This is a genomic window from Psychrobacillus mangrovi (assembly GCF_037104765.1).
GTDB classification, from domain to species: domain Bacteria; phylum Bacillota; class Bacilli; order Bacillales_A; family Planococcaceae; genus Psychrobacillus; species Psychrobacillus mangrovi.
This window is the reverse complement of sequence record NZ_JBAWSY010000003.1, coordinates 283,843-310,832: the sequence shown is the minus strand read 5'-3', so window position 1 is coordinate 310,832 and position 26,990 is coordinate 283,843. Positions and strand designations below refer to the sequence as shown.

At 35.1% G+C, this 26,990-nt stretch carries 23 protein-coding genes, 1 other RNA gene and 2 other annotated features; of the genes, 3 read left to right on the top strand and 21 right to left on the bottom strand.

Annotation, left to right across the window (positions count from 1 at the left end):
• Positions 1-17 precede the first annotated feature (17 nt).
• The 14 genes from udk to cymR form a co-directional block, all read right to left on the bottom strand.
• A complete protein-coding gene (gene udk, locus WAX74_RS07410) occupies positions 18-656 on the bottom strand; it encodes a uridine kinase (protein WP_336497014.1) in 639 nt (212 codons plus the stop codon).
• Positions 656-1,930 (bottom strand): peptidase U32 family protein, encoded by a 1,275-nt coding sequence (locus WAX74_RS07405; RefSeq protein WP_336497013.1) that lies wholly within the window; start codon positions 1,928-1,930, stop codon positions 656-658. Before WAX74_RS07405 ends, udk begins: the two co-directional genes overlap by 1 nt.
• A gap of 17 nt (positions 1,931-1,947) precedes the next feature.
• Positions 1,948-2,877 (bottom strand): peptidase U32 family protein, encoded by a 930-nt coding sequence (locus WAX74_RS07400; RefSeq protein ID WP_336497012.1) that lies wholly within the window; start codon positions 2,875-2,877, stop codon positions 1,948-1,950.
• Between the two features lie 4 nt (positions 2,878-2,881).
• Positions 2,882-3,517, bottom strand: a complete 636-nt coding sequence (locus WAX74_RS07395) for an O-methyltransferase (protein WP_336497011.1) — start codon at positions 3,515-3,517, stop codon at positions 2,882-2,884.
• Positions 3,518-3,633: 116 nt separating this feature from the next.
• On the bottom strand, positions 3,634-4,752 hold the full coding sequence (gene mltG / locus WAX74_RS07390; RefSeq protein WP_336497010.1) for an endolytic transglycosylase MltG: 1,119 nt from the start codon (positions 4,750-4,752) through the stop codon (positions 3,634-3,636).
• A gap of 174 nt (positions 4,753-4,926) precedes the next feature.
• Positions 4,927-5,217 carry a DUF1292 domain-containing protein gene (locus tag WAX74_RS07385; RefSeq protein ID WP_336497009.1) on the bottom strand — a complete coding sequence of 97 codons (291 nt, stop codon included), beginning with the start codon at positions 5,215-5,217 and terminating at the stop codon, positions 4,927-4,929.
• A gap of 11 nt (positions 5,218-5,228) precedes the next feature.
• Positions 5,229-5,648 (bottom strand): Holliday junction resolvase RuvX, encoded by a 420-nt coding sequence (gene ruvX / locus WAX74_RS07380; protein WP_336497008.1) that lies wholly within the window; start codon positions 5,646-5,648, stop codon positions 5,229-5,231.
• 2 nt (positions 5,649-5,650) lie between these two features.
• Positions 5,651-5,917 carry an IreB family regulatory phosphoprotein gene (locus WAX74_RS07375; RefSeq protein WP_053588802.1) on the bottom strand — a complete coding sequence of 89 codons (267 nt, stop codon included), beginning with the start codon at positions 5,915-5,917 and terminating at the stop codon, positions 5,651-5,653.
• A gap of 171 nt (positions 5,918-6,088) precedes the next feature.
• Positions 6,089-8,722, bottom strand: a complete 2,634-nt coding sequence (gene alaS, locus WAX74_RS07370) for an alanine--tRNA ligase (protein ID WP_336497007.1) — start codon at positions 8,720-8,722, stop codon at positions 6,089-6,091.
• A gap of 212 nt (positions 8,723-8,934) precedes the next feature.
• Positions 8,935-9,143, bottom strand: a binding site (T-box leader).
• Between the two features lie 35 nt (positions 9,144-9,178).
• Complete coding sequence (gene recD2 / locus WAX74_RS07365; RefSeq protein ID WP_336497006.1) at positions 9,179-11,596, bottom strand: SF1B family DNA helicase RecD2; 2,418 nt, start codon at positions 11,594-11,596, stop codon at positions 9,179-9,181.
• Positions 11,597-11,616: 20 nt separating this feature from the next.
• Entirely contained in the window at positions 11,617-12,273 is a 657-nt protein-coding gene (locus tag WAX74_RS07360; protein WP_336497005.1) for a tetratricopeptide repeat protein, read from the bottom strand.
• A gap of 16 nt (positions 12,274-12,289) precedes the next feature.
• Complete coding sequence (gene mnmA, locus WAX74_RS07355; protein ID WP_336497004.1) at positions 12,290-13,402, bottom strand: tRNA 2-thiouridine(34) synthase MnmA; 1,113 nt, start codon at positions 13,400-13,402, stop codon at positions 12,290-12,292.
• A 27-nt stretch (positions 13,403-13,429) separates the two neighbouring features.
• Positions 13,430-14,566, bottom strand: coding sequence for a cysteine desulfurase family protein (locus WAX74_RS07350; RefSeq protein WP_336497003.1), 1,137 nt, complete (start codon positions 14,564-14,566; stop codon positions 13,430-13,432).
• Positions 14,567-14,579: 13 nt separating this feature from the next.
• Positions 14,580-15,005 carry a cysteine metabolism transcriptional regulator CymR gene (gene cymR, locus WAX74_RS07345; RefSeq protein ID WP_336497081.1) on the bottom strand — a complete coding sequence of 142 codons (426 nt, stop codon included), beginning with the start codon at positions 15,003-15,005 and terminating at the stop codon, positions 14,580-14,582.
• A 172-nt stretch (positions 15,006-15,177) separates the two neighbouring features.
• Here cymR and WAX74_RS07340 point away from each other — a divergent pair, with 172 nt between their 5' ends.
• A complete protein-coding gene (locus tag WAX74_RS07340) occupies positions 15,178-16,464 on the top strand; it encodes a replication-associated recombination protein A (protein ID WP_336497002.1) in 1,287 nt (428 codons plus the stop codon).
• A 409-nt stretch (positions 16,465-16,873) separates the two neighbouring features.
• On the opposite strand, the gene WAX74_RS07335 is transcribed toward WAX74_RS07340, so the two are convergent.
• From WAX74_RS07335 to hisS, 5 genes are all read right to left on the bottom strand, one after another.
• Positions 16,874-17,068 carry a hypothetical protein gene (locus WAX74_RS07335; protein ID WP_336497001.1) on the bottom strand — a complete coding sequence of 65 codons (195 nt, stop codon included), beginning with the start codon at positions 17,066-17,068 and terminating at the stop codon, positions 16,874-16,876.
• Between the two features lie 79 nt (positions 17,069-17,147).
• A complete protein-coding gene (locus WAX74_RS07330) occupies positions 17,148-17,909 on the bottom strand; it encodes a tRNA threonylcarbamoyladenosine dehydratase (protein WP_336497000.1) in 762 nt (253 codons plus the stop codon).
• Between the two features lie 217 nt (positions 17,910-18,126).
• Positions 18,127-18,311, bottom strand: a non-coding RNA gene (gene ssrS, locus WAX74_RS07325) — 6S RNA.
• Positions 18,312-18,355: 44 nt separating this feature from the next.
• A complete protein-coding gene (gene aspS, locus WAX74_RS07320; protein WP_336496999.1) occupies positions 18,356-20,140 on the bottom strand; it encodes an aspartate--tRNA ligase in 1,785 nt (594 codons plus the stop codon).
• A 15-nt stretch (positions 20,141-20,155) separates the two neighbouring features.
• Positions 20,156-21,430 (bottom strand): histidine--tRNA ligase, encoded by a 1,275-nt coding sequence (hisS, locus tag WAX74_RS07315; protein WP_336497080.1) that lies wholly within the window; start codon positions 21,428-21,430, stop codon positions 20,156-20,158.
• 54 nt (positions 21,431-21,484) lie between these two features.
• Positions 21,485-21,719: a binding site (T-box leader), on the bottom strand.
• 115 nt (positions 21,720-21,834) lie between these two features.
• Between hisS and WAX74_RS07310 the strand changes: the two genes are divergently transcribed.
• The gene (locus tag WAX74_RS07310) at positions 21,835-23,364 is read left to right on the top strand and encodes an SH3 domain-containing protein (protein ID WP_336496998.1); all 1,530 of its coding nucleotides are present in this window, start codon (positions 21,835-21,837) and stop codon (positions 23,362-23,364) included.
• A gap of 249 nt (positions 23,365-23,613) precedes the next feature.
• Positions 23,614-24,063: a PH domain-containing protein gene (locus WAX74_RS07305; protein WP_336496997.1), complete on the top strand. Its 450-nt coding sequence runs from the start codon at positions 23,614-23,616 to the stop codon at positions 24,061-24,063.
• A gap of 246 nt (positions 24,064-24,309) precedes the next feature.
• Here the strand turns inward: WAX74_RS07305 and dtd are convergent, their stop codons facing one another.
• The gene (dtd, locus tag WAX74_RS07300; RefSeq protein WP_336496996.1) at positions 24,310-24,747 is read right to left on the bottom strand and encodes a D-aminoacyl-tRNA deacylase; all 438 of its coding nucleotides are present in this window, start codon (positions 24,745-24,747) and stop codon (positions 24,310-24,312) included.
• 15 nt (positions 24,748-24,762) lie between these two features.
• Positions 24,763-26,955, bottom strand: a complete 2,193-nt coding sequence (locus tag WAX74_RS07295; RefSeq protein ID WP_336496995.1) for a RelA/SpoT family protein — start codon at positions 26,953-26,955, stop codon at positions 24,763-24,765.
• Positions 26,956-26,990 lie beyond the last annotated feature (35 nt).

Sequence of the window (26,990 nt, the reverse complement as noted above, 5' to 3'; positions counted from 1 at the left end):
AATCAATAATCATCATATTATACAATAACATCTGTTTCAAGAATAGTTTTTATTTTTGTAACCATTAAATCAATTGCAACTTCATTTTGCCCGCCTTCTGGAATAATTACATCCGCATATCGTTTTGTTGGTTCAATAAACTGATTATGCATAGGACGGACAACATTAATATATTGTTCCACTACAGAATCAACTGTACGTCCTCTTTCATTTATATCCCTTAATATTCGACGGATTATACGTAAATCTGAATCAGTATCTACAAACAATTTTATATCCATTAAATCGCGAAGTCGCTCATCTTCTAATACTAAAATTCCTTCTAATATTATTACATCCTTCGGTTCAATTGTAATTGTTTTTGTAGAACGAGTATGTTGTGCATAATCATACACTGGCTTTTCTATTGCTTTATTATTCAACAATTTATGCACATGTTCAATAAGTAAATCATTATCAAATGCCAAAGGATGATCATAATTTGTATTTAATCGCTCTTCAAACTTTAAATGGCTTTGATCTTTATAATAATAATCTTGCTCAATTACAACTACTGAATGATCTTTAAATACTTCACTAATTGCGTTTGTCACACTTGTTTTACCAGAACCTGATCCACCAGCTATCCCAATAATAAGAGGGGTTCTATTAGACATTATTTCATCCCTTTTCTCATCATATTATTTGGATATAACTTTACAGGACATGTAAAATGAACAACTTCTAATGGATGTCTTGCAACATCCAATACTTGTCCTTTACTATTTTTTATTTCACCTATAACTAAACGAACATTTTCTATTTCTGGTCCGAAAAACTCAACTTCATCGCCAGACTTGAAATAATTACGCTGCTGCAATGTTACCATTTGCGTTACATCGTTATAATCTAAAACTAGTCCTACAAAATCATATCCTAATTTTTTGTCATGTACCCCATACATCTGTTGCTCAAAACTAGGCTCACCTTCAAAGAATGCAGTATCTGTTTCCCGATTAGCACATTTTTCAAGTTCTTCTAACCATTCTTGCTTCATTTGAAAATTTTCGGGGTCAACACAATATGCATCAATCACTTTTCTATAAACACTAACGACTGTTGCTATATAATGTATCGATTTCATGCGTCCTTCAATTTTTAATGAATCAATACCCATTTCAATCATTCTAGGAATAGATTCAACAAGCTTTAAATCCTTTGGGCTCATCGCAAAAGGAACGTCATTTTCTTCAAATAAAGCCAATTCTTCACCATTCTCTTGCTCATATAAATCATAGTCCCAACGACAGGATTGGCAACACCCCCCACGATTTGAATCTCGTGCAGTCATATGATTAGAAAGGGTACATCTTCCGCTATAAGCAATACACATGGCTCCGTGAATAAATGTTTCAATCTCAATATCTACCTTTTCTTTCATTAACTGAATTTCATCACCACTTGTCTCACGGGCAAGAACTACACGATTTAAGCCTTCTTCTTTCCAATATTGGACAGATTTCCAGTTAGATAAAGATTGTTGTGTACTTAAATGTAGCTCTAATTTCGGAGCGATATTCCGACAAGTTTCAATAATAAGTGGATCTGCCACTATAATTCCAGTAACACCTGTCGCTTCAACTGCTTGTAAGTATTCTTCTAGACCGTCCATGTTCTCATTATGAGCAAAAATATTTGTTGTCACATAAACTTTAGCACCATAATGATTGGCAAATTCCACACCTTCCCGCATTTCTTCAATAGAAAAGTTCCCAGCATTTGAACGAAGACCAAACTCTTGCCCACCTATGAATACAGCATCTGCACCATAATGAACAGCTATTTTCAATTTTTCTAAGCTACCAGCAGGAGCTAATAATTCAGGTTTTTTTATAATTACCCGTTTACCGTCTATTAGTTCACTAATTTTATCTGTTTTCGTAATAGTCATTCGAAACCTTCCCTTTCTTAGTAAACTGTTTCTTTAAAGAAAAATCCAGTATCTAATGGTCTTAGTGGAGGTTGTATTTCCTTAATATTGTTAAAAAGAATTTTTTTAATATCCTTGTAGGTAGATTTTGAATCATAGTAAGCATCAATTGCTTGACGGTAGAAACTCGTAACAGCTGTAATATAAGATGGATCCTGTAATATGCCTTCAATTTTCAAACTATCGATTTCAGCATCCAAAAACTCTTCTAATTCATCAATCATACACATATCGTTTGGACTGAAAATATGGGTTCCATTTTGATCTTCAAAAATTGGATACTTGTTCGAACGTTCCTTGTCATGTAAAAACATGTTTTTGTTCTTCGAGCGATTTTCAATTTCCATTGCTTTCTCTTGAAACAAGAAATAATTGCCAAGCAATGGGCGTTTGGATTGGAAAATACAGGTCATACCATGTACTTGTACTTCAACCTGAACATCAGCATTATCTTTAATTTCAATAACTTCATCGATGCTAAGTTCTCTAGCTAGCACTGCTCTTGTAGCTCCTCGTTTACCCCAATAATTTGCTGTGAAATAATTAGTTGCCGTTTGTTCTGTATTCCAATGCAGTGGAATAGTTACACCTGCTTCTCTTCTAGCAATAATAACTGCGGGATCACCGAAAACAATTGCATCTACACCAATATGTTGTAATTTTTGCATGTAAGGTCCAAGTAAGTCCACTTTATCATTATGAAAAAGTCCATTCATCGCAACATATATTTTTTTATTATGCACTTTTGCCAATTTAGTTGCAACTTCAATACTCTCTATACTGAATTCTCCTGCTAAACGCAGACCAAATAATTGCTCACCAACTAAAAATGCATCCGCTCCCGCTACAATAAGATGTTCCATATGTTCGATACTTGTTGGAGTTACTAATAGTTCTGTCTTGCTCATAATTTCACCTCTTAATACTTACTAGCATTCCATCTCCTACTGGAAGAAATGCTGTATCATAGTCTGGATGATTCATTAACCATTCCGTGAAATGATGTTGATTTCGCACCATCGTTCTTTTTCTACGGGGCACTTCACTCATTGGAAGTTCAGACAAACCGTTCAACAATAAATTATCACAATAAATAACGCCACCATCATTTAACAATGGGGCATATTTTTCAAAAAACTTTTTATATTGGCCTTTAGCCGCATCAATAAAGATAGCATCAAACTTCTTGTCTTTGAAAATTTCATTCGAAATTTCTAATGCGTCACCGATAATTACTTCAATTCTATCTTGAAGCTTACCACGTTCAATATAATTTTTAGCTATATTTGCTTTATCAACATCTCTTTCGATAGTAACGATACTTATCGATGTTAACTTTGAAGCAATACGCATGGAGGAATAGCCAATAGCAGTACCAAGTTCTAAAAGTGTTTTTGGTTTTTGTAATGAAAGCAAATGAATCAAAGATTCCATACCGGCTAATTGCATGATGGGTACGTGATTTTCCTTCGCGTATTGCTCCATCTCTATAAAAATTTCTGCACGAGGTATAATTAGCTCTTTCAAAAATTCTTCATTTACGTCCATAAAGTGCTACCCCTTTAGTTTAAAAATAGTTAATATAAGTTATTATGTAAAAAACACAACTAATAATAACATAGCAGGAGAAGGAATGCGATATCGTTCCTTCTCCTGCTTAATATTTATTTTAAGTGTTCGTCTACTTTTTGAAGATGTTCTTCATAAGTTTTCGAAAAATGGTTTTGACCCGTTTTATCTGCTAAGAAATAGAAATAATCTGTTTTAGCTGGATCTAATACAGCATCAATAGAAGATTTCCCAGCATTTGCAATAGGTCCTGGTGGCAAACCTTGATTTTGATATGTATTGTAAGGATTATCCACTTCTAAATCTTCAAATAGAACTCTCTCTTTATGACTACCTAGCGCATATAAAACAGTTGGATCTGTTTGTAATGGCATTTCTGCATCCAAACGATTGTAGAAAACACTTGCAATTGTTTCACGATCAGTTTTAGCAGTTGCTTCTTCTTCTAACAATGAAGCGAATGTTAATAACCAGTGTATCGATTTCCCTTCTGCTTCTAGAAGTTCAGCGTAGTTTGAAACCGTTTTGTCCGTTGCAGTAATCATAGTTTCTACAATTTCTTCCAAGGTAGGCTTTTCAACATAAAAGGGGTATGTAGCAGGAAATAAATAGCCCTCAAGAGCATATCTCACATTCTCACCTTTAATTTCTTCTGTTAAAAGATTTGGATACTTGACCATCATTCTATCTACAAATTCTTCATTTGTAACCAATTTGACAAAGTCATCTGCTGGATGTCCTGTTCTCTTTTCTATTACAGCTCCTATTTGGTCTAAAGTTAATCCTTCTGGAACTGTTAAAGTAAATAATGGTTCACGATAAACTTTACCAGTTTTTAAACTTTGTATTATCTCATCTAATGTCATAGCTTTTGTTAAATTATAATCGCCTGCTTGGAAATTAGATTCATTATTAAATTTTGCATAGTATTTAAATATTTTCGCATTTTTAATAATGCCATTTTTCTCTAAAATAGAAGAGATTGAATCTAGACCAGAGCCAATTGGTATTTGAACAGCAATAGTCTCTTCGGAATTGGGATCTAAAGGCTCTAAAGCATTTTTTACATAATTATACGCAATAAAACCGCCTATTCCTCCGATTAAAAAAATGAATAGAGCGATGATGAATACGATTTTTCGAACAACTTTTACTTCTTTTTTCTTGTTTTTCATTCTTTCTAACATTACCTCTTTTTTTGATTCATTATCCACGGGTTCCCCCCCTTTATTTCCATTTTATTATACAAGATAACAAAAAAATCGCAAGGTTGACAAAGTAGATTAACCTCGGAAGGGATCGGAAAATGATATTTTTTAATAAATTGATATGCGATCTGACAAAAAGAAAAAGGTAGAATGAGAATTCCCCTTCCACCTTTTCATTAATTATTCCTGTTCTTCTTCTTCATCAAGGAAAGTATTTAACATTTCCTCAATCATATCCCACTCAGGTTCTGTTTCAATAGGGAGTAGATCTCCGTCCTCGCCATTTTCATTTGGAGTGAAAGAAGAAGCATGAATTTCAATTTCTTCATTTTCATCCTCTTCAGCACCTATTGGATAATACAGAACATAAGATTTGCCAAACTCTTCTGATTCAAAAGTAAATAATACGTTACAAAGCTGCTCATTTCCATTTTCATCTACAATAGTAATATTTTCTTGACCGTGGTCCATTTGCAGTCACCTCATTTATTTTTTCTATCAAGATAGCCTTGTAAAATCATTACTGCAGCCATCTTGTCAATCACTAGCTTACGTTTTTTACGACTAACATCTGCATCTATTAACATACGTTCTGCAGCCATTGTTGTCAATCTTTCATCCCACATGGTGACAGGAAAATTGTATTTTTCAGTCAACAACTTAGCATAATACTCTGATGCTTCTGCTCGTGGACCTATAGTGTTGTTCATGTTTTTTGGAAAACCTACAACAAATTCTGTTACAGTATGCTCTTTAACTAATTCATCTATCCGTTCTAGACCAAAATCTAGATTGTCTTCATTAATTTTTATTGTTTCAATTCCTTGAGCAGTCCAACCAAGTGCATCACTTATGGCTACTCCCACTGTTCTTGAACCAACGTCTAAACCCATTATCCGCATTCTTAAGCCTCATTATTTTTTTTAATATAGAACTTTACTAGTTCCTCAAGAATTTCGTCTCGTTCTAATTTACGTATCATATTTCGCGCGTCTTGATGGCGAGGAATATAAGCTGGATCACCAGATAAAAGATAGCCTACAATTTGATTGATTGAATTATACCCTTTTTCTTCTAGTGCAGAGTGTACTTGTAGCATCACATGTTTTACTTCCTGTTCCATCGATTCTTCAGGAAAGTTAAATTTCATCGTTTTGTCAAATGAACTCATGATCAGCACCTCGCTTTCAATTTTAATAGGCAATCTTACATATCTATCCATAGTATAACCGAAATTGGAAATAGTATCAAATACACTTCTTGCTTTAATAAAGTTTTGTATCTTGCTTGTTATAAACTTTTACCAAAATATGTGTGATTTTCGATTTCCAATTAGATATAGTTAGACAGATTTAATATAATCATAAACCGAAATTAGAGCAGATTCGAGTTTACTGCCATCTTTTGCACCAGCCATTGCAAAGTCCGGTCTACCTCCACCTTTTCCTCCACATTGTTCAGCTACTAATTTGACGATATTTCCTGCATGGTAGTTTCCTCCAACCAAATCTTTTGTTACTCCAGCAGAGATCATCACTTTATCACCGTCAATTGCACCTAGTACAATAACTGCCTTTTCAAGTTTTTGTTTTAAATCGTCCATCATTTGACGCAATTGATTATTATCTTTTGCATCTACTTTAACTGAAAGAACCGTTATGTCATTTATAGTCTGAGCAGACGATAAAACAGAAGAAGCTTGGCTATTTGCAATTTTTGCAGATAGTGATTCATTTTCTTTTTGTACGTTTTTCAACTCATTTAATGTTTGGGTTACTTTTGTTACTAAGTCTTTTGGTTGAGCTTTTAACAGATTAGCTGCCTCGACAAGTGTTTTTTCTTCCTCTTTCACAACTTCAAAAGCACCTTTTCCTGTCACTGCCTCTATACGTCTAGTACCTGCTCCAATACCGCTTTCGGATAGTATTTTGAAGAACCCTATTTCGGAAGTTGCATGAACATGAATCCCGCCGCATAATTCTAATGAGAATTCTCCCATTTGAACTACGCGTACAATCTCACCATATTTTTCTCCGAATAATGCCATTGCTCCCATATTCTTCGCTTCATCAATATTATGGTAACCTGTAACAACCTGAATATTTTCCCAAATTTTTTCGTTTACAATTTGTTCAACTTGTTCAAGCTCTTCTTTTGTAACTTGTCCAAAATGAGAAAAGTCAAAACGTAGACGATCTGGCCCTACATATGAACCTGCTTGGTTAACATGTGTTCCTAACACATCTTTTAATGCTTGGTGTAGTAAATGGGTAGCAGAATGGTTTTTCACCGTATGGCCACGTAATGAACGGTCTACTGTAGCTTTTACTTCTGCTCCAGTTGTCACCTCTCCTGATTCCACAATGACAGTGTGTAGATTTTGACCGTTTGGTGCTTTTTGAACGTCTTTTACAAAACCTCTAAAAGTATCATTTTCAATAAATCCATGGTCTGCAATTTGTCCACCACTCTCTGCATAGAAAGGCGTTTGAGAAAGGACTAATTGAATCTCATCCCCTTCACTAGCAGATTTAGCAAGTTCTTCTCCGTGGACAATTGTTGTGATATTTGTTGTTATCGATATAGTATCATATCCAACAAATTCACTGTCATCGTGAATATTGCCATAAACTTCAGATTGTACTTGCATAGAATCTACATTTTGACGTGCTGCACGTGCTCGACTGCGTTGTGCTTCCATTTCTGATTTGAATCCTTCATGGTCAACCGTCATATTAGCTTCCTCAGCATATTCTTCCGTTAACTCAATTGGAAAACCATACGTGTCATATAGAGTAAAAGTTGTAGACCCTGGAATAAAAGTTTCACCTTTTTCTAGTTGCTCTTCCATCACTTTTTCTAAAATGGAAAGCCCATCATGAAGGGTCTCATGGAAACGCTCTTCTTCGTTTTTAATTACACGCATAATAAAATCTTGTTTATTTGATACCTCTGGGTAGAAATCCTTCATTATTTCACCTACAACAGGTACTAACTCAAAAAGAAACGGCTTGTCTATACCTAACTGTTTCGCAAAGCGAACAGCTCGACGAAGTAATCTGCGCAATACATATCCTCTACCCTCATTAGAAGGAAGAGCTCCGTCCCCAATTGCAAATGCTACCGTACGAATATGGTCAGCTATTACTTTGAAAGCTGTATCATCTTCTTCATTTGTACGATAAGATTTTCCTGAAATTTCTTCCGTTTGACGAATAATCGGGATAAATAAATCTGTATCAAAGTTTGTTGGAACATTTTGTACCACGCTTGCCATACGTTCTAATCCCATGCCTGTATCAATGTTTTGTTTTGGTAGAGGAGTATAAGTATGATCTGGATTATGATTAAATTGTGAAAATACAAGGTTCCAGATTTCTAAGTATCGTTCATTTTCTCCACCTGGATATAATTCAGGGTCATTCAAATCATTTCCATATGGTTCTCCTCGATCATAGAAAATCTCAGAGTTTGGACCACTTGGACCTTCTCCGATATCCCAAAAATTTCCTTCCAGACGAATGATACGTTCTTCTGGAATACCAATTTCATCCTTCCAGATAGTATATGCTTCTTCATCTTCAGGATGAATAGTAATAGATAATTTCTCTGGTTCAAATGCCATCCATTTTTCACTTGTTAAAAACTCCCACGCGAAATGAATTGCTTCATTCTTAAAATAATCACCTATTGAGAAATTTCCAAGCATTTCAAAAAATGTATGGTGTCTTGCTGTCTTCCCTACGTTTTCAATATCATTTGTGCGTATGGATTTTTGTGCATTTGTTATACGCGGATTTTCAGGCACTACACGCCCATCAAAATATTTTTTTAATGTTGCAACACCACTATTAATCCATAGTAAAGAAGGATCATTATTTGGTACTAATGGAGCTGACGGCTCTTGTGCATGACCTTTTTCAATAAAAAAATCTAAATACATTTGTCTAATTTGTGCACCAGTTAATTGTTTCATACGTTTTTCCTCCTAATATTTATAATCGAAAACTACATGGCGTAATTTTTTTCAGATTTTTTATACATTCTTGATAAATATCTCTAATTAAATCTGAAGTAAATCGCCGGGGGCATTATTTTTATTCAGTATAGTTGAAAATCAAAATAGAATGGTTCCATTTTTTGCACTCACTTAACTCTGAATAAAATAAAAAAAGCCTTCATCCCTAAAAAAGGGACGAAAGCTATAATTTCGCGGTACCACCCTAGTTACACAAAATAATTTTTGTGTCTCTCAAGTAACCTTAACGCGGCTATACGGCAGGTTTTGACTGCACTCTAGAGTAGCTTTCCTACTTGTTAGTTTCTGAAGATTCTTTCAGCCCAGGAATCTTTCTCTTTACAGGTAACAAGAGTACTTTCTCTTTCATCGATTTGCTTATGCATTTGATTATAAAAAACTATCCCGCTAATGTCAATTATCACTTTCCATAAATTGATAAGGAGTGACACCATTCATTCCAATCAATGGATCAACGAGGTGATAATTGTCCGCCGACAAGTAGGTAGAATCAGTTTGAACTTTCTTGATTGCCTCATCAATAGGTTCTTCACTTGCATCTATTTTTTCCTCACCTACAGTTAAACGATCCTTTAATGTTGTCAATCGTTGAAGGTCATCTTTTCGCTGTACGCCAAACTTAAAAACCTCTGGGTCTCCACATAGTATTAAAAAGTTTTTTGCTCTTGTTATACCAGTGTATAATAGGTTTCTTCTAAGCATTTTCATATAACTTCTCGTTACTGGCATAATAACTGTTTGAAATTCACTGCCTTGAGATTTATGAACAGAACAACAGTAAGCTAGTGTAATTTGATTTAAATCATTTTTTTCATACGTTACTTCATTTCCATCAAATGAAATGACAAGCATTTCTTTTTTTTCAACCGTTTCAGCAGCTTTAAATATACTTACTACCTCACCCATATCACCATTAAATACATTACTTTCTGGCTGGTTAACTAGCTGAAGAACCTTATCTCCTATACGATAAATCGTTTCTCCAAATACCATTTCTTTTCTCTGACCATCCGTATTTGGATTCACCATTTCTTGAATCATTTTGTTTAAGGCATCTATTCCTGCGGGACCTCTATACATAGGCGCTAATACTTGAATGTCACGTATTGTTTGCCCTTTCGTAAGGGCACTTTTTAATACTTGTTCCACTACTTTTGGAATTTGCTCTGTCGATGCTTTAATGAAGGAACGATCCTTTGTTTTATCTAATAAAGTTTGAGGGACTAAGCCTTTTTTCATTTCATGCGCAAGTTCAATAATAGAAGATCCTTCTGATTGACGATAAATATCTTTTAATTCAACTGTAGGAATTCTTTCGGAAGCTAATAAATCTTTTAAGACTTGACCTGGACCAACAGGTGGCAATTGGTCTTGGTCACCTACAAAGATAACTTGAGCGTCTTTTGGAATCGCTTTTAATAATTGATGTCCAAGCCATGTGTCAAGCATAGATGTTTCATCAATTATAATTAACTTACCTTCTATTTCTTTTCCTTCTGATTCTGCATCTTCCTGACCATTAAAGCCTAATAATCTATGAATGGTCATAGCAGGGAGTTCAGTTGATTCACTTAAACGTTTTGCTGCACGACCAGTTGGCGCAGCTAGAACAACTGGAAAAGGCTTTTTATCTTTTGCCCATTCTTTTGGGTCAAGAGAGAGTCCATGTAGCTCAGCATAAAGCTCAACGATACCTCTAACAACTGTTGTTTTCCCTGTTCCAGGACCACCTGTAAGGAGTGTCATGCTCGAATTAAGCGCAGTTTCAATCGCTTGAACTTGTGTTTTAGCATATTGAACTCCAAGACTCTCTTCTATACTACCAAGATGCTTTTTCATTTCAGCAAGTGGAAACTTTTGATGTGAATCATTTTCGTTTAGTAATGTTTCAATTTTAGAACTAATGCCTACCTCAGAAAAATAGAGAGATGGAATATAAAATCTATTTACTTCTCCTACAATTCTATTTTCTTCGGAGAGTTCAATACAACACTTTGTGATTGCTTCATAAGTGATTTCCTCTCTCTGCGCGCTCTCCAATAAACTTTTGACAGATTCCAGTAATTGTTCAGCATATAAAAAAACGTGACCCTCACTTAAAGAAGCAGTCTGTAATAGGTGAAAAATGGCAGCTTTAATACGATCCGGGTGATTACCTTGAATGCCCAGTTTATATCCTAGCTCATCCGCTCGAACAAATCCTACTCCCTCAACTTCTTCTATTAAACGGTATGGATTTTTGGTTAATACATTAATTGTTTCTTCTCGATATGCCTGATAAATTTTCATCGCAACTTGTGGACCGAAACCCCATTCATTGAGTTGAATCATTACTTTTTCTAACCCTAAGTTTTGTTCCAAAACAGCTCTCAAAGTCTGTTTTTTATCTTCACCTAGTTTTGGAATAACATCTAGTGCAGTTGGATCATCTAAAATTCTATTAATAGCATTTTGACCAAGTATTTTCACTATTTGTTCAGCAGTTTTTCTACCAATACCGGGAAACATGTCACTAGATAAATAATGGACAATCCCTTGTTCTGTTGCAGGTACTTCTTTTTGAAAAGTTTCTATTTGAAATTGAACGCCATATTTAGGGTGATTTTTTATAAACCCTGTAAATTTATAGGCTTCTTCTAAAACTAATGGAGGAAAATAACCAGTAACAATTATTTCTTTTTCTTTGTATGTAGTGTTCGTAGATTTGATTTTTAGTTTGATGATGGAAAACAAGTTTTGGGGATTATGAAAAATAGAAACGATAGGACGACCAGTAATAAATTGTTTTTCATTATTTATTTCCATGGTCATACTACCGCCTCCGATTATAGTTAATTGCGTAGAGAAATCATATCATACACATAACGTGCTTGATCATAACTTGGTTGAATGGTATAAGCTTCTTTCAAATGGTGAAGTGCAGCTTCTGTATTTGTGGTAGACACTGCATAAAGCACTCCTAGATTATAATGTGCATCTGCATTTTCTGGATATACTTCTAAAATCTCTTTTAAAATTGGTTCAGCCTCTACAAACATCTCAAAGCTTGCAAGAGCAATGGCATAAGATAGTTTTATTTGTAAATCGTGTGGTTCTATTTCATATGCCCTTTGAAAGTATGGAAGAGATAATTTTGTTTGACCTATTTTTTCGAAGCTTTTTCCTAACATAAAATAGGCATCTGGACCTTCGATTTCATTAGAAATAGCTTTTTCATATAACTTTGCTGCCTCTTCAAATCTGTCAACTTCAAAATATAGATTAGCTAAACTATAATATGCTGTTGCAGCATGCTCATCTAAAGTAATAGCTTTTTGAAAAAATCTTTCTGCTCGTTCGTTTTCATTCATAGATGCTAATAGATTTCCAAAATTTATATAGCCTATTACTTCATCTGGATTTTCTTCAATTGCCTTTGTAAATAACTCTGCTGCTTTTTCATAATTTTCCTCTTGAATGGCTTGTATACCCAATTCATTAAAATTCATTATAAATCCCTCCCAATTAGCCGACGTAATCCAATTGCATACCATCTTTGAACACTTTATCAATCGTTGCTCCACCTAAGCATTCGTCTCCTTGATAGAAAACAACTGCTTGTCCTGGTGTTATGGCACGTACAGGCTTATCAAAAGTAACCAAAACTTCATCATTTGGAAGTAATTCTACGTGAACTCCAATATCTTCTTGTCGATATCTAAATTTAGCAGTGCAATCGAAACTTTTTGGCTTTTCTAGAGTAGTGGTAAAAGATAAATCGGTTGCTATTAGACTTGTAGAAAATAGTGCATCATTATTGATATTTTGACCAACTAATAATACATTTCTTTCTAGATCCTTTCCGATAACAAACCATGGATCACCTGAGCCACCAATACCTAAACCATGACGTTGGCCAATTGTATAATACATTAAACCATCATGTTTACCCATAGGTATTCCATCCATTGTTTCCATTACGCCTTGTTGGGCAGGTAAATACTGACCTAAAAACTCTTTAAAGTTACGTTCACCAATAAAACAAATACCTGTGGAGTCTTTTTTAGATGCTGTAGCTAGTCCTTGTTCAAGTGCAATTTCGCGCACTCGTTTCTTTTCCAAATGTCCAATTGGAAACATGACTTTTTCTAATTGTTCTTGGTTTAATTGATTTAAGAAATATGTTTGGTCTTTGTTAGCATCTTTTCCACGTAGCATATGTGTTTGACCATCACTTACTTCTACTTGGGCATAATGACCAGTAGCTAAATAATCTGCTCCTAGTGCAAGTGCATGCTCTAAAAACGCTTTGAATTTAATTTCTTTGTTACACATAACATCAGGATTTGGTGTTCTCCCCGCTTTATACTCCTCAAGGAAATACGTAAAAACTTTATCCCAATATTGCTTCTCAAAATTTACAGCATAATACGGAATACCGATTTGGTTACACACTTTAATCACATCATCATAGTCTTCCGTAGCTGTACATACGCCAAATTCATCGGTGTCATCCCAATTTTTCATAAAAATCCCGATTACATCATATCCCTGTTCCTTTAACAAATATGCTGCAACGGATGAATCCACGCCACCAGACATTCCAACTACTACACGTGTATCTTCTATTTTTTTCACTTTTACACACTCATTTCGAATTATTCGTTAAGATTTAAGAATAATTTTACTTATTTTATTTGCTGCTTCAATGACTTGAGGTTCTGTGTTATTAATTCCAAAACTAAAGCGTACAGAATTTCGAAGCTCCGGAGATTTCTCACCGAACATCGCCACTAAAACATGAGATGGATCTATGGAACCTGCAGTGCAAGCTGAACCGCTAGAGGCATCAATTCCCGCTAAATCAAGTTGAACTAAAAATGTTTCAACATCTGTTTTTGGAAAACTAACATTTAATACATGTGGAAGCACATTATTTTTCGGTCCATTTATAGTAAAATCTACACCATTGTCTTTCAATTGTTGGACAAAAACGTTTTTTAGACTTTTCAATTCGATTATATTTTCCTCTAAGTGTTGTTGCTTTAATTCCACAGCTTTCGCAAATCCAACAACTGCAGGAACATTTTCTGTACCAGCACGTTTCTTTCTTTCTTGTTGTCCACCATAAAATAATGGTTTTAAGTATATTCCTTTATGTTGATATAAAAAACCTATTCCTTTTGGACCGTTGATCTTATGACTAGAAACGCTAAGTAAATCGATATTCAGCTCGTGCACATTGATTGATATACTACCGTAAGCTTGAACTGCATCTGTATGGAAATAAGCTGGATGATCTTTTAACAGTTGTCCAATTTCACTAATTGGTTGAATAGAGCCTACCTCATTGTTTCCATACATAACAGAAACTAATATAGTATCGTCTCGAAGTGAATTTTTCAAGTCATTTACCTCAATAATTCCTTCTTTATTTACAGGTAAATAGGTAACTTCAAATCCTTCACGTTCTAATTGGTTACATGCATGAAGAACTGCGTGATGTTCAATTTGTGTCGTAATAATATGCTTTCCTTCTTGGACACGTGCGTAGGCAGTCCCAAAAATAGCATAATTATCAGCCTCTGTTCCACCACTAGTTATCGTAATTTCGTTTTCATTTGCTCCAATACTTGAAGCTAACATGGTTCTTGATTCGTCTAATTTCTTCCGTGCACTTCTACCTGTTTGGTGAATGCTCGAAGCATTACCGAATTCTTTATTCATTTCGTCTGTAAAGGTATTGATCACTTCTTCTGCCATTGGTGTTGTAGCAGCATGATCTAAATAAATTCTAGTCATTTCTAACTACTCCTTAAATATAAAACATATATCCATCATTATTATCTGGATCATCTTCTGTATGCTTTGCTAAATCCTCGATTGTAGCCGTTTCCAATACATTTTTTACTGCGTCTCGAATACGCATCCAAAGCTCTCGTTGTGGGGGTTCTTCCTCTTCGATACCTTCTACAATTTGAATTGGACCCTCTAGTACCCTAATAACATCACCTGCAGTAATTTCGTTAGGGGCTTTAGATAGCATATATCCACCATAAGCTCCTCTGACACTTTTAACTAGTCCAGCATTTCGAAGTGGAGAAACTATTTGCTCCAGATACGCCTCCGATAAACTGTGATCCGATGCAATTTGACGAAGTGCCAATGGCCCCTCTCCGTACTGTTTACCTAACGCTATCATTATGGTTAAACCATAACGTCCTTTTGTTGAAAACTTCAATATATTCCACCCCATTAAATGTCTAATTAGTCTCGGCATACTCGTCGCCAAGAATTTGAAAAATTCTTTCCCTAGTATAGCATAAATACACCATTTAACGACTTCTAAATGACTTTTATACTGAACTTCGATATAATTAAAGAACAGATGTTTGAATAAGGAGAGATCATTTTTGAATAATGAACCTTTAGCATATAGAATGAGACCCCAAACGATAGACGAAATAGCTGGACAACAACATGTTATCGGCAAAGATACAGCATTATATAAAATGATCATAAATGGTCATGTTCCTTCTATGCTTTTATATGGAGACCCTGGAGTTGGAAAGACATCACTAGCATTTGCTATTGCAGGTACAACTAAACTCCCATTTGTAGCATTAAATGCAACAAAAGCTGGCAAAAAAGATGTGGAGGAAGTCGTAGCAGATGCGAGACTAACTGGAAAGGTCATTTTATTTTTAGATGAAATTCATCGTTTTAATAAACTTCAACAAGATACATTATTACCTCACGTTGAAAATGGCTCTATTGTATTGATAGGTGCTACTACAGAAAATCCATTTCACGATGTAAACCCAGCAATACGATCCCGTTGTGGAGAAATCAAACAACTCAAACGACTCACATCGGAGGACGTGGATTTGCTTCTTGAAAGAGCATTAGAAGATCCCGTGAAAGGTCTTGGAAACATAGCAATTGATATGAGTATCGAACAAAGAAAAAAAATTGCGGATGCAGCAAATGGTGATGCAAGAAAAGCATTAACCTTATTAGAATCAACCATATTTGCTAGCTTTGAAGAAGATGGCGTAACAAAAGTTGAAGATTCAATATTGGATAGCCTTGTTGATAGGGTAGGCGTTTTTGGAGATAAAAAAGGCTCTCACTTTTATAACCTCTTATCTGCTTTGCAAAAGTCGGTACGTGGAAGTGACACAGATGCTGCACTATACTACTTAGCACATTTACTTGAAAATGGGGACTTGGTGGCTGTTTCAAGAAGATTACTCGTTATGAGCTATGAGGATATAGGTCTTGCCAATCCTTCCATTGGTCCACAAGTGTTAGCAGCGATACAGTCTGCGGAAAGATTGGGTCTTCCAGAAGCACGCATCCCATTAGCGAACGCTGTAGTCTTAATGTGTCTATCCGAAAAATCTAATTCAGCATATTCAGCTTTAGATACTGCAATAGCAAGTATTCATCAAGGTAAAACAGGAGACATTCCTAATCATTTAAAAGATACACATTACTCGGGAGCAAAAGACCTTGGACATGGAGGGTATATCTATCCCCATGATCATAAAATTGGTACATTCGGAGGTTGGGTCAATCAAACCTACTTACCTAATAACCTTATAGGAAGCAAATTTTATAACCCAATAGAAGCGGGAGAAGAAAAACGACTTTCCGCTATCTATAATCGATTAGAAAAGTTTAAAACAGAAAAGTGAAAAGTAAAAGGGGCTGCCCTAAAAGTCAAAAAAATGACTTTTAAGGGCAGCCTCTTTCTTCGTAGTTCTATTAAAAAGTGTGATAGATTTCCATTCCAGTCGGATGCTTTCCGCGGGCGAGCGCTGAGCCTTCTCGGGCAAACACGATGTTGGTCATGAAGGCGTCGAGGGCCACAGGATGTGGGCGATGCAATCAACATTATTAGATGGAAACACAAAAGCAGAAGGAGAAAAATGAGTCGTTTTTCTCCTTCTGCTTTATTTTAGGGACTTCTTGGACAGCACCTTTTCTTAAAGTTCGTAGCTTATAGACACATTTTTCTTCTAGTATTACTCACTTACTTGGTGGTGCTCCTGCGCAAAGCTAATAGCAGACCGATATAGATAACCAATCTAAATTGTTATCCTGTTAAACACCCATCTTCCGTCTAGTATTACTTACCTTTTTAGTTTGCTGGCTCTTCATTTTTTGGTTGGATGCTGGACCACTTCCTAATGATTTACCGCCGGAAGCTTGGTTTTTCTTTTCTTCAAGTTTTTGTTTCACTGCTTCTTGTAGTGTCATTTTCTTTTTAGGAGCATCTTGATTATTTAACTCTGTCATGTATATTTTCCCTCCTCATTTGTCCACTTATTATTTACTTTAATTCTAGTATAGGCTAAAAGGAAAAACTTTCAACAAATTATTGCACTCGATTTATATGAATATCCTTTGTTATATCATTAATGACCCAACTAGCACAAATTAAACCTACAGAGGATGGTACAAAAGCATTAGAAGATGGTGGCATTTTCGCTTTTCGAATCGTTGCTTCTGGTTTACCAACGGTTCCAACTACATCTTCTCGAACAATTATTGGGCTTTCATCTGAAAATACGACAGGTATTCCTTTTGTAATTCGGTCCTCTTTACGTAGTTTAGTTCTAATGATTTTTGCGATAGGATCTGTATGAGTTTTCGAAATATCCGCAATTTTAAATCGAGTTGGGTCCGTTTTGTTTGCAGCTCCCATACTTGAAATTATTTTAATATCCCGTTTTAAGCATTCTTTCATTAAATGTATTTTATAAATAATCGTATCTGATGCATCAATTACATAATCGATGCCTAAATCAAAAAACTGTTCATATGTTTCTTCTGTATAAAACATATGCATATCAATAACTTCACATTCAGGATTAATATCAGCAATTCTTTCTTTCATAACTTCTGATTTAGAACGTCCAATCGTAGACATATAAGCTACTAATTGTCGATTGATATTGGTAATATCCACATTGTCCTTATCTACTAATATTATACGGCCAACCCCGCTTCTAGCACATGCTTCAGCTGCAAATGACCCTACTCCACCAACACCTAATATGGCAACTGTTGTATTTTTTAATAATTCGATTCCTTCTTCTCCTATTGCAAGTTCATTTCTAGAAAATTGATGTAACATACTATAACACTCCATTAATATCAAATTAGTTAAGAATCATATTCAACTTGTCTCATTTGCGTCCAGATTTTATACTCACTTGTCAGGTAAACTCACTAAAAAATCTGTCACACAGGTATATTTTTATTCAGTAGGAGTTTGAATCCTTACTGAATACAGTTATAGCCATGAAAAACCCTCCAGCAAATCTTGCTAGAGGGGTTATAAGTAACTTAGGACGAATCCCAATCGTGCCGACAAATAAAGCGTATCGTTTTGAACCCGCAGTTAGCAGGTGGGTGTCCTCTTTATTAATCCTGGCGTCCCGATAAAGGGCATGTCATTTATAATAAAAGTTAGACTCCCGACGATATAGTTGTTCGGTCAAAACTGATTAGCACGTTGCGAACACATCAGGATTCGTATTACTTGTATAATAGCACATCATTTTTTAAACTTCAATTATTTTAGCGTGATATTTTTTCACTATTCTGAACAATCACATTTAGGCTTAATTCCTCAAGTTGGGCTGAAGCTACAGAACTAGGTGCCTGTGTTAACAAGCAACTTGCGCTTGCTGTTTTAGGGAATGCTATAGTGTCACGTAGATTTGTACTACCAGATAGCAACATAACTAAACGATCTAAACCAAAAGCAACCCCACCATGTGGCGGTGTTCCGTATTCAAATGCTTCCATTAAGAAACCAAATTGTGCTTTCGCTTCTTCATCGGAGAATCCTAGAATTTCAAACATTTTCTCTTGAACGTCTCTAGAATAAATACGTAATGACCCACCACCAAGCTCATATCCGTTTAACACTAAGTCATATGCTTGTGCACGTACTTTACTAGGATCTGAATCCATTAAAGTAAGGTCTTCGTCAAATGGTCTTGTGAAAGGATGATGTGCAGCATAGTATCGTCCTTCTTTTTCATCGTATTCAAATAATGGCCAATTCACTACCCATAAAAATTCAAATCTGCTTTCATCAATAAGTTGAAGATCTTTCCCTAATTTTAAACGAAGTGCTCCAAGTGCATCAGCAACTACTGATTTTTTATCAGCTACAAATAATAACAAGTCTCCGGAAGAAGCTTCTAATATTTCGATTAAGCTTGTTGCAGCGTCCCCTTCAAAGAACTTAGCGATAGGTCCTTTCAAACCTTCTTGGTCCACTTTTAACCAAGCAAGACCTTTTGCACCATAAACTGCTGCAAACTCACCTAGGGCATCAATATCTTTTCTTGAATAGTTATCCGCTGCTCCTTTAACGTTGATTGCTTTAACTTGCCCACCATTCTCAACTGCGGATGCAAATACTTTAAATGCACTATCTTTCACAACTTCAGATAGGTCTACTAATTCTAAACCAAAACGTACATCTGGTTTATCAGACCCAAAACGGTCCATTGCTTCATCGTAGTTCATACGATTAAAAGGAATTGTTACATCGATGCCTTTAACATCTTTCATGATTTTTTTCATCATGCGTTCATTCATTTCCAAAATATCATCCATCGATAAGAAACTCATTTCCATATCAATTTGTGTGAATTCTGGTTGGCGGTCCGCACGTAAATCTTCATCGCGGAAACATCTAGCTATTTGATAGTACTTTTCGAAGCCAGATACCATTAACATTTGTTTAAATAATTGTGGTGATTGAGGTAAAGCATAAAATTCTCCTGCGTGTACACGACTAGGAACTAAGTAATCACGAGCTCCTTCAGGGGTTGATTTTGTAAGAATCGGTGTTTCTACTTCTAAAAATCCTTCTTCATCTAAGAAACGTCTTACCGTTTTTGTTATATCTGAACGCATTTTAAATGTGTCATACATTACAGGTCTTCTTAAATCCAAATAGCGATACTTCAAGCGGATATCTTCCCCAGCATCCGTTTGATTTTCTATTGCAAATGGTGGAGTTTTTGCTTCGTTTATTATTATTACTTCTGTTGCGTGAACTTCAATAGATCCAGAAGGTATATTAGGATTAATTTGATTTTCAGCACGTTCGACTACTGTACCGTGAACTTCAATAATGTATTCATTGCGAAGTTTGTCCGCTACATCAATAGCAGTTTGTGAAAATTCAGGATTGAATACAACTTGTACTAGCCCGGAACGATCTCTAACATCAACAAATATTAATCCACCTAAGTCTCTTCTTTTTTGTACCCATCCGATTAACTGGACAGATTCTCCGATATGTTGTTCATTTAATTCACCACTAGTATGTGTTCTTTTCATTTTTTCTTCCTCCACTCAAGCTAAAATACTATTTTTCAGTTGCTCTACTAATTGATCCCATGGAACAAGCTGTTGCTCGCCATTTGATAAGTTTTTAAGCATGGCACTTTCTTTTTCAATTTCATCTTCACCAATTACAAGGACATATTTGGCTTTGAGACGATCAGCAGATTTCATTTGTGTTTTAATTTTACGATCTAAATAATCCATCTCGGAAGTAATATTATTTTGACGTAATTCATAAGTAAGCTCGACTGCTTTTTTCTTTGCAACTTCTCCCATACTAATTACATATACATCTAAAGTTGATTGTTCTGTCCATTCCTTATTCTCAGCCGCAATAGCAAGTAATAATCGTTCAATACTCATAGCAAATCCAATTCCCGGGGATGCTGGTCCACCTAGTTCTTCTACTAGTCCGTTATATCTTCCACCACCAGCAAGCGTAGTAATAGCCCCGAATCCTTCAGCAGCACTCATTATTTCAAATGCTGTGTGGTTGTAGTAATCTAAACCACGAACTAAATTTGGATCTACTTCAAACTCAATATTGAGTGCAGTTAAATATTCCTTTACTTTTTCAAAATAAGCAGCAGATTCTTCATTTAAAAAATCAGCTAAAGATGGAGCGGTGGCCATTAAAGGATTGTTACGATCCACTTTGCAATCTAATATTCGAAGTGGATTTTTTTGAAGTCGATTTTGACAATCTGAGCAAAACTCTTCAATATGTGGTTCAAAGTGATTGACTAATGCTTCTTTATGAGCAATCCGACTTTCTGTATCCCCAAGTGAATTAATAATAAGTTTTAATTTTTTTAATCCTGCTTTTTGATAAACAGACAGCGCCAATGAAATTACTTCTGCATCGATTGCAGGATCAGCACTTCCAATCGCTTCAATTCCAAATTGAACAAACTGACGATATCTACCTGCTTGTTGTCTTTCATATCGGAACATCGGCCCCATATAGAATAGCTTCACTGGTTGATCAGGATATCCAAACATTTTGTGCTCGACAAATGCCCTAACTGCAGAAGCAGTACCCTCTGGTCTTAATGTTAACGATCTGTTTCCTCGATCTTGGAATGTATACATTTCTTTTTGGACAATATCAGTTGTATCACCCACACTTCTAGTGAACAATTCAGTATGTTCGAATACAGGAGTCCTAATTTCTTTATATTGATATAGACGACACGTTTCTCTGATTAAGTCCTCTACTATTTGCCATTTGCCTGTTTCACTTGGCAAAATGTCTTGTGTTCCTCTTGGCACCTTAATATCCATGGCTATTGCCCCTTTCTTTGACAAATAAAAAAAGCCCCCATCCCTTGCTTAATAGCAAGGGACGAGAGCTAATATTAGCTTCCGCGGTTCCACCCTAGTTGGCCAAGTAATTGACCCTCTCATTTCTGGATAACGACCAGCACCGTTTTTGCCTACTAAAGGAATCTCTTTCGACAAAAAACCTCTCGAATGTTGTTCACTGAGTTCGTCTGTAGGAAAGATTTCAGCCACGTCTTCCCCTCTCTTGTCATACGTATAAAACAGCTACTTTTTCGGTCTTTGGTTTATTACTTGAATATAATTATACCTTATCTTAATAACAGAAAAGAAATAAGTCAACCTTTTTAAACAAAAGGTAGAAATTTTATGACAGAATATTTACAATAAGAATAGGGAGGGATACAATGATCGACAAACTAATGCAGAAAATGACAATTATCATTATTTCTTTTATTTTAGTTATACCTGTAATTCATGTTTATGCACAAGAAAACGATGTGACAGTAGATGTGGGATCACTAAAAGTTCGTTCTGGTCCTGGTCTTACATACAATGTTATCGGTTCAGTAGAGCAAAATGATAAGCTCACAGTTATTGGTAAAGAAAATGATTGGCTGCAAATCAATTACGGTGATAAAAATGGTTGGGTTGCTAGTTGGTATACAAAGAGTAAAGCAATTGAATTTACAAATAAACAAATTGTTTCAAAAGCAAATAAACTAAATGTACGAAAAGAAGCATCTTTATCGTCTGCAGTTATTGGTCAGCTACAAGAAGGGGATCAGTTTATCGCCTTAAAGTCAGAAGGTGAATGGATTGAAATAGCTTTTAATGATCAAAAAGGCTGGGTACATAGTGAATATGTTTCAATAGTAGAACAAACTAAAGAAGAACGTGAACCAGAAATTACTACCCAAGGTGATATGTTTGTCGTATCAGTTGATATATTAAATGTGCGAGCTAAGCCAGATCTATCCTCAAAGCAAATAGGACAAGTTGAAAAAAACCAAGCATTTGAAATTCTTGAGAAAAATCATAATTGGGTTCAAATTAAATTAAAAAATGGCAAAAAGGGATGGGTTTATAGCTTTTATGGTAATTTTACCGAACAGCCAAAATCAGCCGTTAAATCTGCCACTTCTAATGAAACGATTAAAATTCTATATAACGGAACAAATTTACGTTCAGAAAGTACAACTAGTAGTGAAGTGGTTGCTCGGGCAGATGCTGGTGAGGCATTCACTGTAATTGAAAAAGTAAATGATTGGTATAAAATTGAGCTAGCAAATAAAACGACTGCTTTCGTAGCTAGTTGGGTCGTTTCAACAAATGATACTAATCCAATTACTTCTGAAAAACCAAAAGAAAGTCGAAAAAAAGGAACTCTAGATGGATTAACTCTTGTAATTGATGCTGGACATGGAGGAAACGACCGTGGTACTACAGGGGCTCTTGGAACGGATGAAAAAGATATTACACTATTAACTGCCGAGTTATTATCTACTAAATTAAAAGCTGCTGGAGCAAATGTCATCATGACAAGAGAATCAGATGTTTACGTAGATCTACGTAAACGCGTATCTATAAGTCATCAAAATGCTGCTGATGCTTTTATCAGTCTACATTACGATGCTATAGAAAATAACTCTGTACGAGGCTTGACCACTTACTATATGTATGATTATCAAAAAGAATTAGCTACCTATGTTCATAAAGAACTGAACGATATGGTTTCACTGAAAGACCGTGGAACACAACCAGGAAATTATTTAATTCTTCGTGAAAATAAACAAAATGCTATTTTAATAGAGTTGGGTTATTTGAGTAACGCAAACGAAGAACGCCAAGTAACAACGGAAAAATATAGAGAACAAGCAACACACGGAATCTACAATGGAATCATTAAATATTTCGATTCACAATTAGAGAAATAGTGAAATGAAACATACTATTATTTATAAGGTGTAATTTTGAGGTGCGGTAAGTGACTATGTAACTTATCGCTCCTTTTTTTATTTTCAAGACTGTTTTCGTAAACATTGTTGCTTTTTTAGAAAAGATAAATTTAAAACATTATAATTTTCTGCAAAATAAAATATAATTTAATTAGAAAAATTGATTTAAGAATGCAACCACTATGATAAGTGATCGTATAAATAAAATTAGAAAGGTGTGATTAATCAATGGTTTTCCGTTCAAAAGTAGATATCTTTTTTAATACATTCATTTTTTTAGTAGTTTTAATAATGGGTGCTATATCACTGCTTTTCCCCCAATTCATTTATGAAGAAACATCATTATCAATTGTAATTATTATGTCTGCTATCTTTATTATTTCAGTAGGTTTTATGTTGTGGTATGTAATCTCAATTAAGTATGTTTTCTATGAAGATTATCTATTAATTAAAGGCGGACCATTCAGAAGTAAAATTCCATATCAAAACATAACAAAGGTTTCTCCAACAACAGATAGATTTACTGGTTATCGAATTTCATCGTCTGATAATGGCCTTGAATTATTTTACAAATCAGCAACCTTTGGAAGTATAAAGATTGTACCAAAGGATAGGAAGGAGTTCATAACCGAGTTAAGAAAACGATGCCCTAATACACAGATTCAAGAATTCGAGTAAATGATGCTATACAAATTTAACCCTAAGAAGGGTTTTTTTTATGCTCTTTCTTAACTTTTGAGCAGTCCTATAATTTGATTTTTGACACGCTGAAATAAGCATTTGTTCTACACGTTTGTCAGCTGCGATTTTTTCTTTGAAAAACAACAAAGATATTTAACAGAATAAAAAAAATAAGACAGTATACAACTCATAATTTGAGGTTGTTTACTGTCTGAACTATATTGTTTTTACCACTACAACTATTTATGCTTCTAACATTATCGTTACAGGTCCATCATTAGTAAAAGTAACGTCCATCTTGGCACCAAAAATACCCGTTTCTACAACAAACCCCTTCTCCCGCAGCTTATCATTAAATAACTCCCAAAGAGGCTTTGCTATTTCTGGTCGAGCTGCGTCAATGAAACTTGGTCTTCTTCCTTTTCGAGTATCTGCATATAACGTAAATTGAGAAACAGAAAGGATAGATCCACCAGCTTCTACAATTGAGTGATTCATCTTACCCTCTGCATCTTCAAATAAACGCAAACCAGCTAATTTGTCGGTTAAAGAGATTATTTCTTTTTCACTATCTGTTGAAGTAATGCCAACTAATAATAAATAACCATGACCAATGGAGCCCGTAATTTCACCATCGACTGTTACAGATGCATTTTTGCAACGTTGCAATAATACTTTCATGAGAAAAGAACCCCTTTAATTAATAATTCGTTGAACCGAATATACATCCGGCAATTGTTTAATACGATCAGCCACTTTATGTAAATGGGCGATATTTGTGATTTTTATAGTCATATTTATCGTCGCAATATCATTTTCTATCTTTCCACTAACAGCAGCAATGTTAGTTTTTGACTCATTTACTACTTGAAGTACTTCGTTTAATAAGCCAGCCCGATCAAAAGCAGATACTTCTATATCTACTTGATAATCTTTTTTCATTGGTGAATCTGTTTGCTCCCACTCCACTTCGATTATTCTTGAGTGGGATTCGTCACTTTGAACGTTTGGGCAATCTGCTCGGTGAACAGATACTCCTCTTCCTTTTGTAATAAAACCTACTATTTCATCTCCTGGTACAGGACTACAGCATCTAGAAAGTCGTATAAGCAAATTTTCTATACCTTTTACAATAACACCTGAATCAGTTGATTTTTTAGGGGCGGGAGCTTTCATTTCAGTTGTAATTTTTTCCAGAGCTTCTTCTTGATCGCGTATTTTTCGCATTTTTTCAGCTAAACGATTTACTACTTGCTGAGCTGTAATTCCATTAAATCCAATAGCAGCATACAAGTCTTCTTCCCCAGCAAATGCATACTTTTCGCAAACACGTTTAATGTTTTCTGGAGTTAATACTTCTTTTATATCAAATTCCTGTGCTTTAATTTCTTTTTCGACCTGTTCTTTTCCTTTAATAACGTTCTCATCACGAAGTTGCTTTTTAAAAAATTGCTTTATTTTGTTTTTTGCTTGTGAAGATTGAGCGATTTTCACCCAATCGCGACTTGGCCCAAAAGATTGTTTAGACGTTAATACCTCGATGATATCTCCTGTTTTTAACTTTGTATCTAAAGGAACCATCTTTCCGTTCACTTTTGCACCTATAGTTTTATTACCTACTTCAGAATGGACACGGTAAGCAAAATCAATTGGTACAGAGCCCGCAGGAAGTTCAATTACATCGCCTTTAGGGGTAAATACGTATACCATATCTGAAAACAAATCAAATTTTAATGATTCCATAAATTCTTCCGCATTGGAAGACTCTTGTTGAAACTCTAAAATTTCTCTAAACCATGTTAATTTAGAGTCGATTGTTTGTTTATTTGTTTCAATCTTTCTACCTTCTTTATATGCCCAGTGCGCTGCAACCCCATATTCTGCAATATTATGCATTTCTTCTGTGCGGATTTGCACCTCTAATGGATCACCATTTGGACCAATCACTGTCGTATGTAGTGATTGATAAAGATTTTGCTTCGGCATCGCGATATAGTCTTTAAATCGACCTGGCATTGGTTTCCATAGTGTATGAATAACACCTAATACTGCATAGCAATCTTTTATGCTTTTTACAATAATCCTCATAGCTAACAAATCATAAATTTCATTAAACTGCTTATTTTGGACAACCATTTTGCGATAAATACTATATATGTGTTTTGGTCTACCTGAAATATCCGCGTCTACTTCCATCTCATCTAACTGGTTACGAATATCATTCATTACATTCTTTAAGTACGCTTCTCGTTCTGTCCGTTTCTTTTTCATAAAATTAACGATACGGTAATATTGTTGTGGATTTAAATAGCGAAGGGCTGTATCTTCAAGCTCCCATTTCACTGCCGAAATTCCAAGTCGATGGGCAAGTGGAGCAAATATTTCTAAGGTTTCATTTGAAATACGTCGTTGTTTTTCTTCCGGTAAATGTTTTAACGTACGCATATTATGTAAACGGTCCGCAAGCTTAATTAGAATAATACGTATATCTTGTGCCATAGCTATGAACATTTTTCGATGATTTTCGGCTTGTTGCTCTTCTTTTGACATATATTTAATTTTACCGAGTTTAGTCACACCTTCGACTAATAGTGCAACTTCTTCATTGAATTCACGGACAATATCTTCTCTCGTATATTCTGTATCCTCTACAACATCATGTAAAAAGCCAGCAGCAACGGTTTCTGGATCCATTTGAAGATCAGCAAGAATTCCGGCTACTTGAATAGGATGTAAAATATATGGTTCACCAGAATTTCGAAATTGTTCTCTATGCGCATGCTCTGCTAGATTATATGCTTTTTGGACAAAGGAAACATGCTCTTCATTCATATAAGTAGAGAGTGTATAGAAAACATCTTCTGCTGTCTTCACTTGATCTTTTGCCATGCTAAGTCACCTGATTTCGTTATATTTCTAGAATA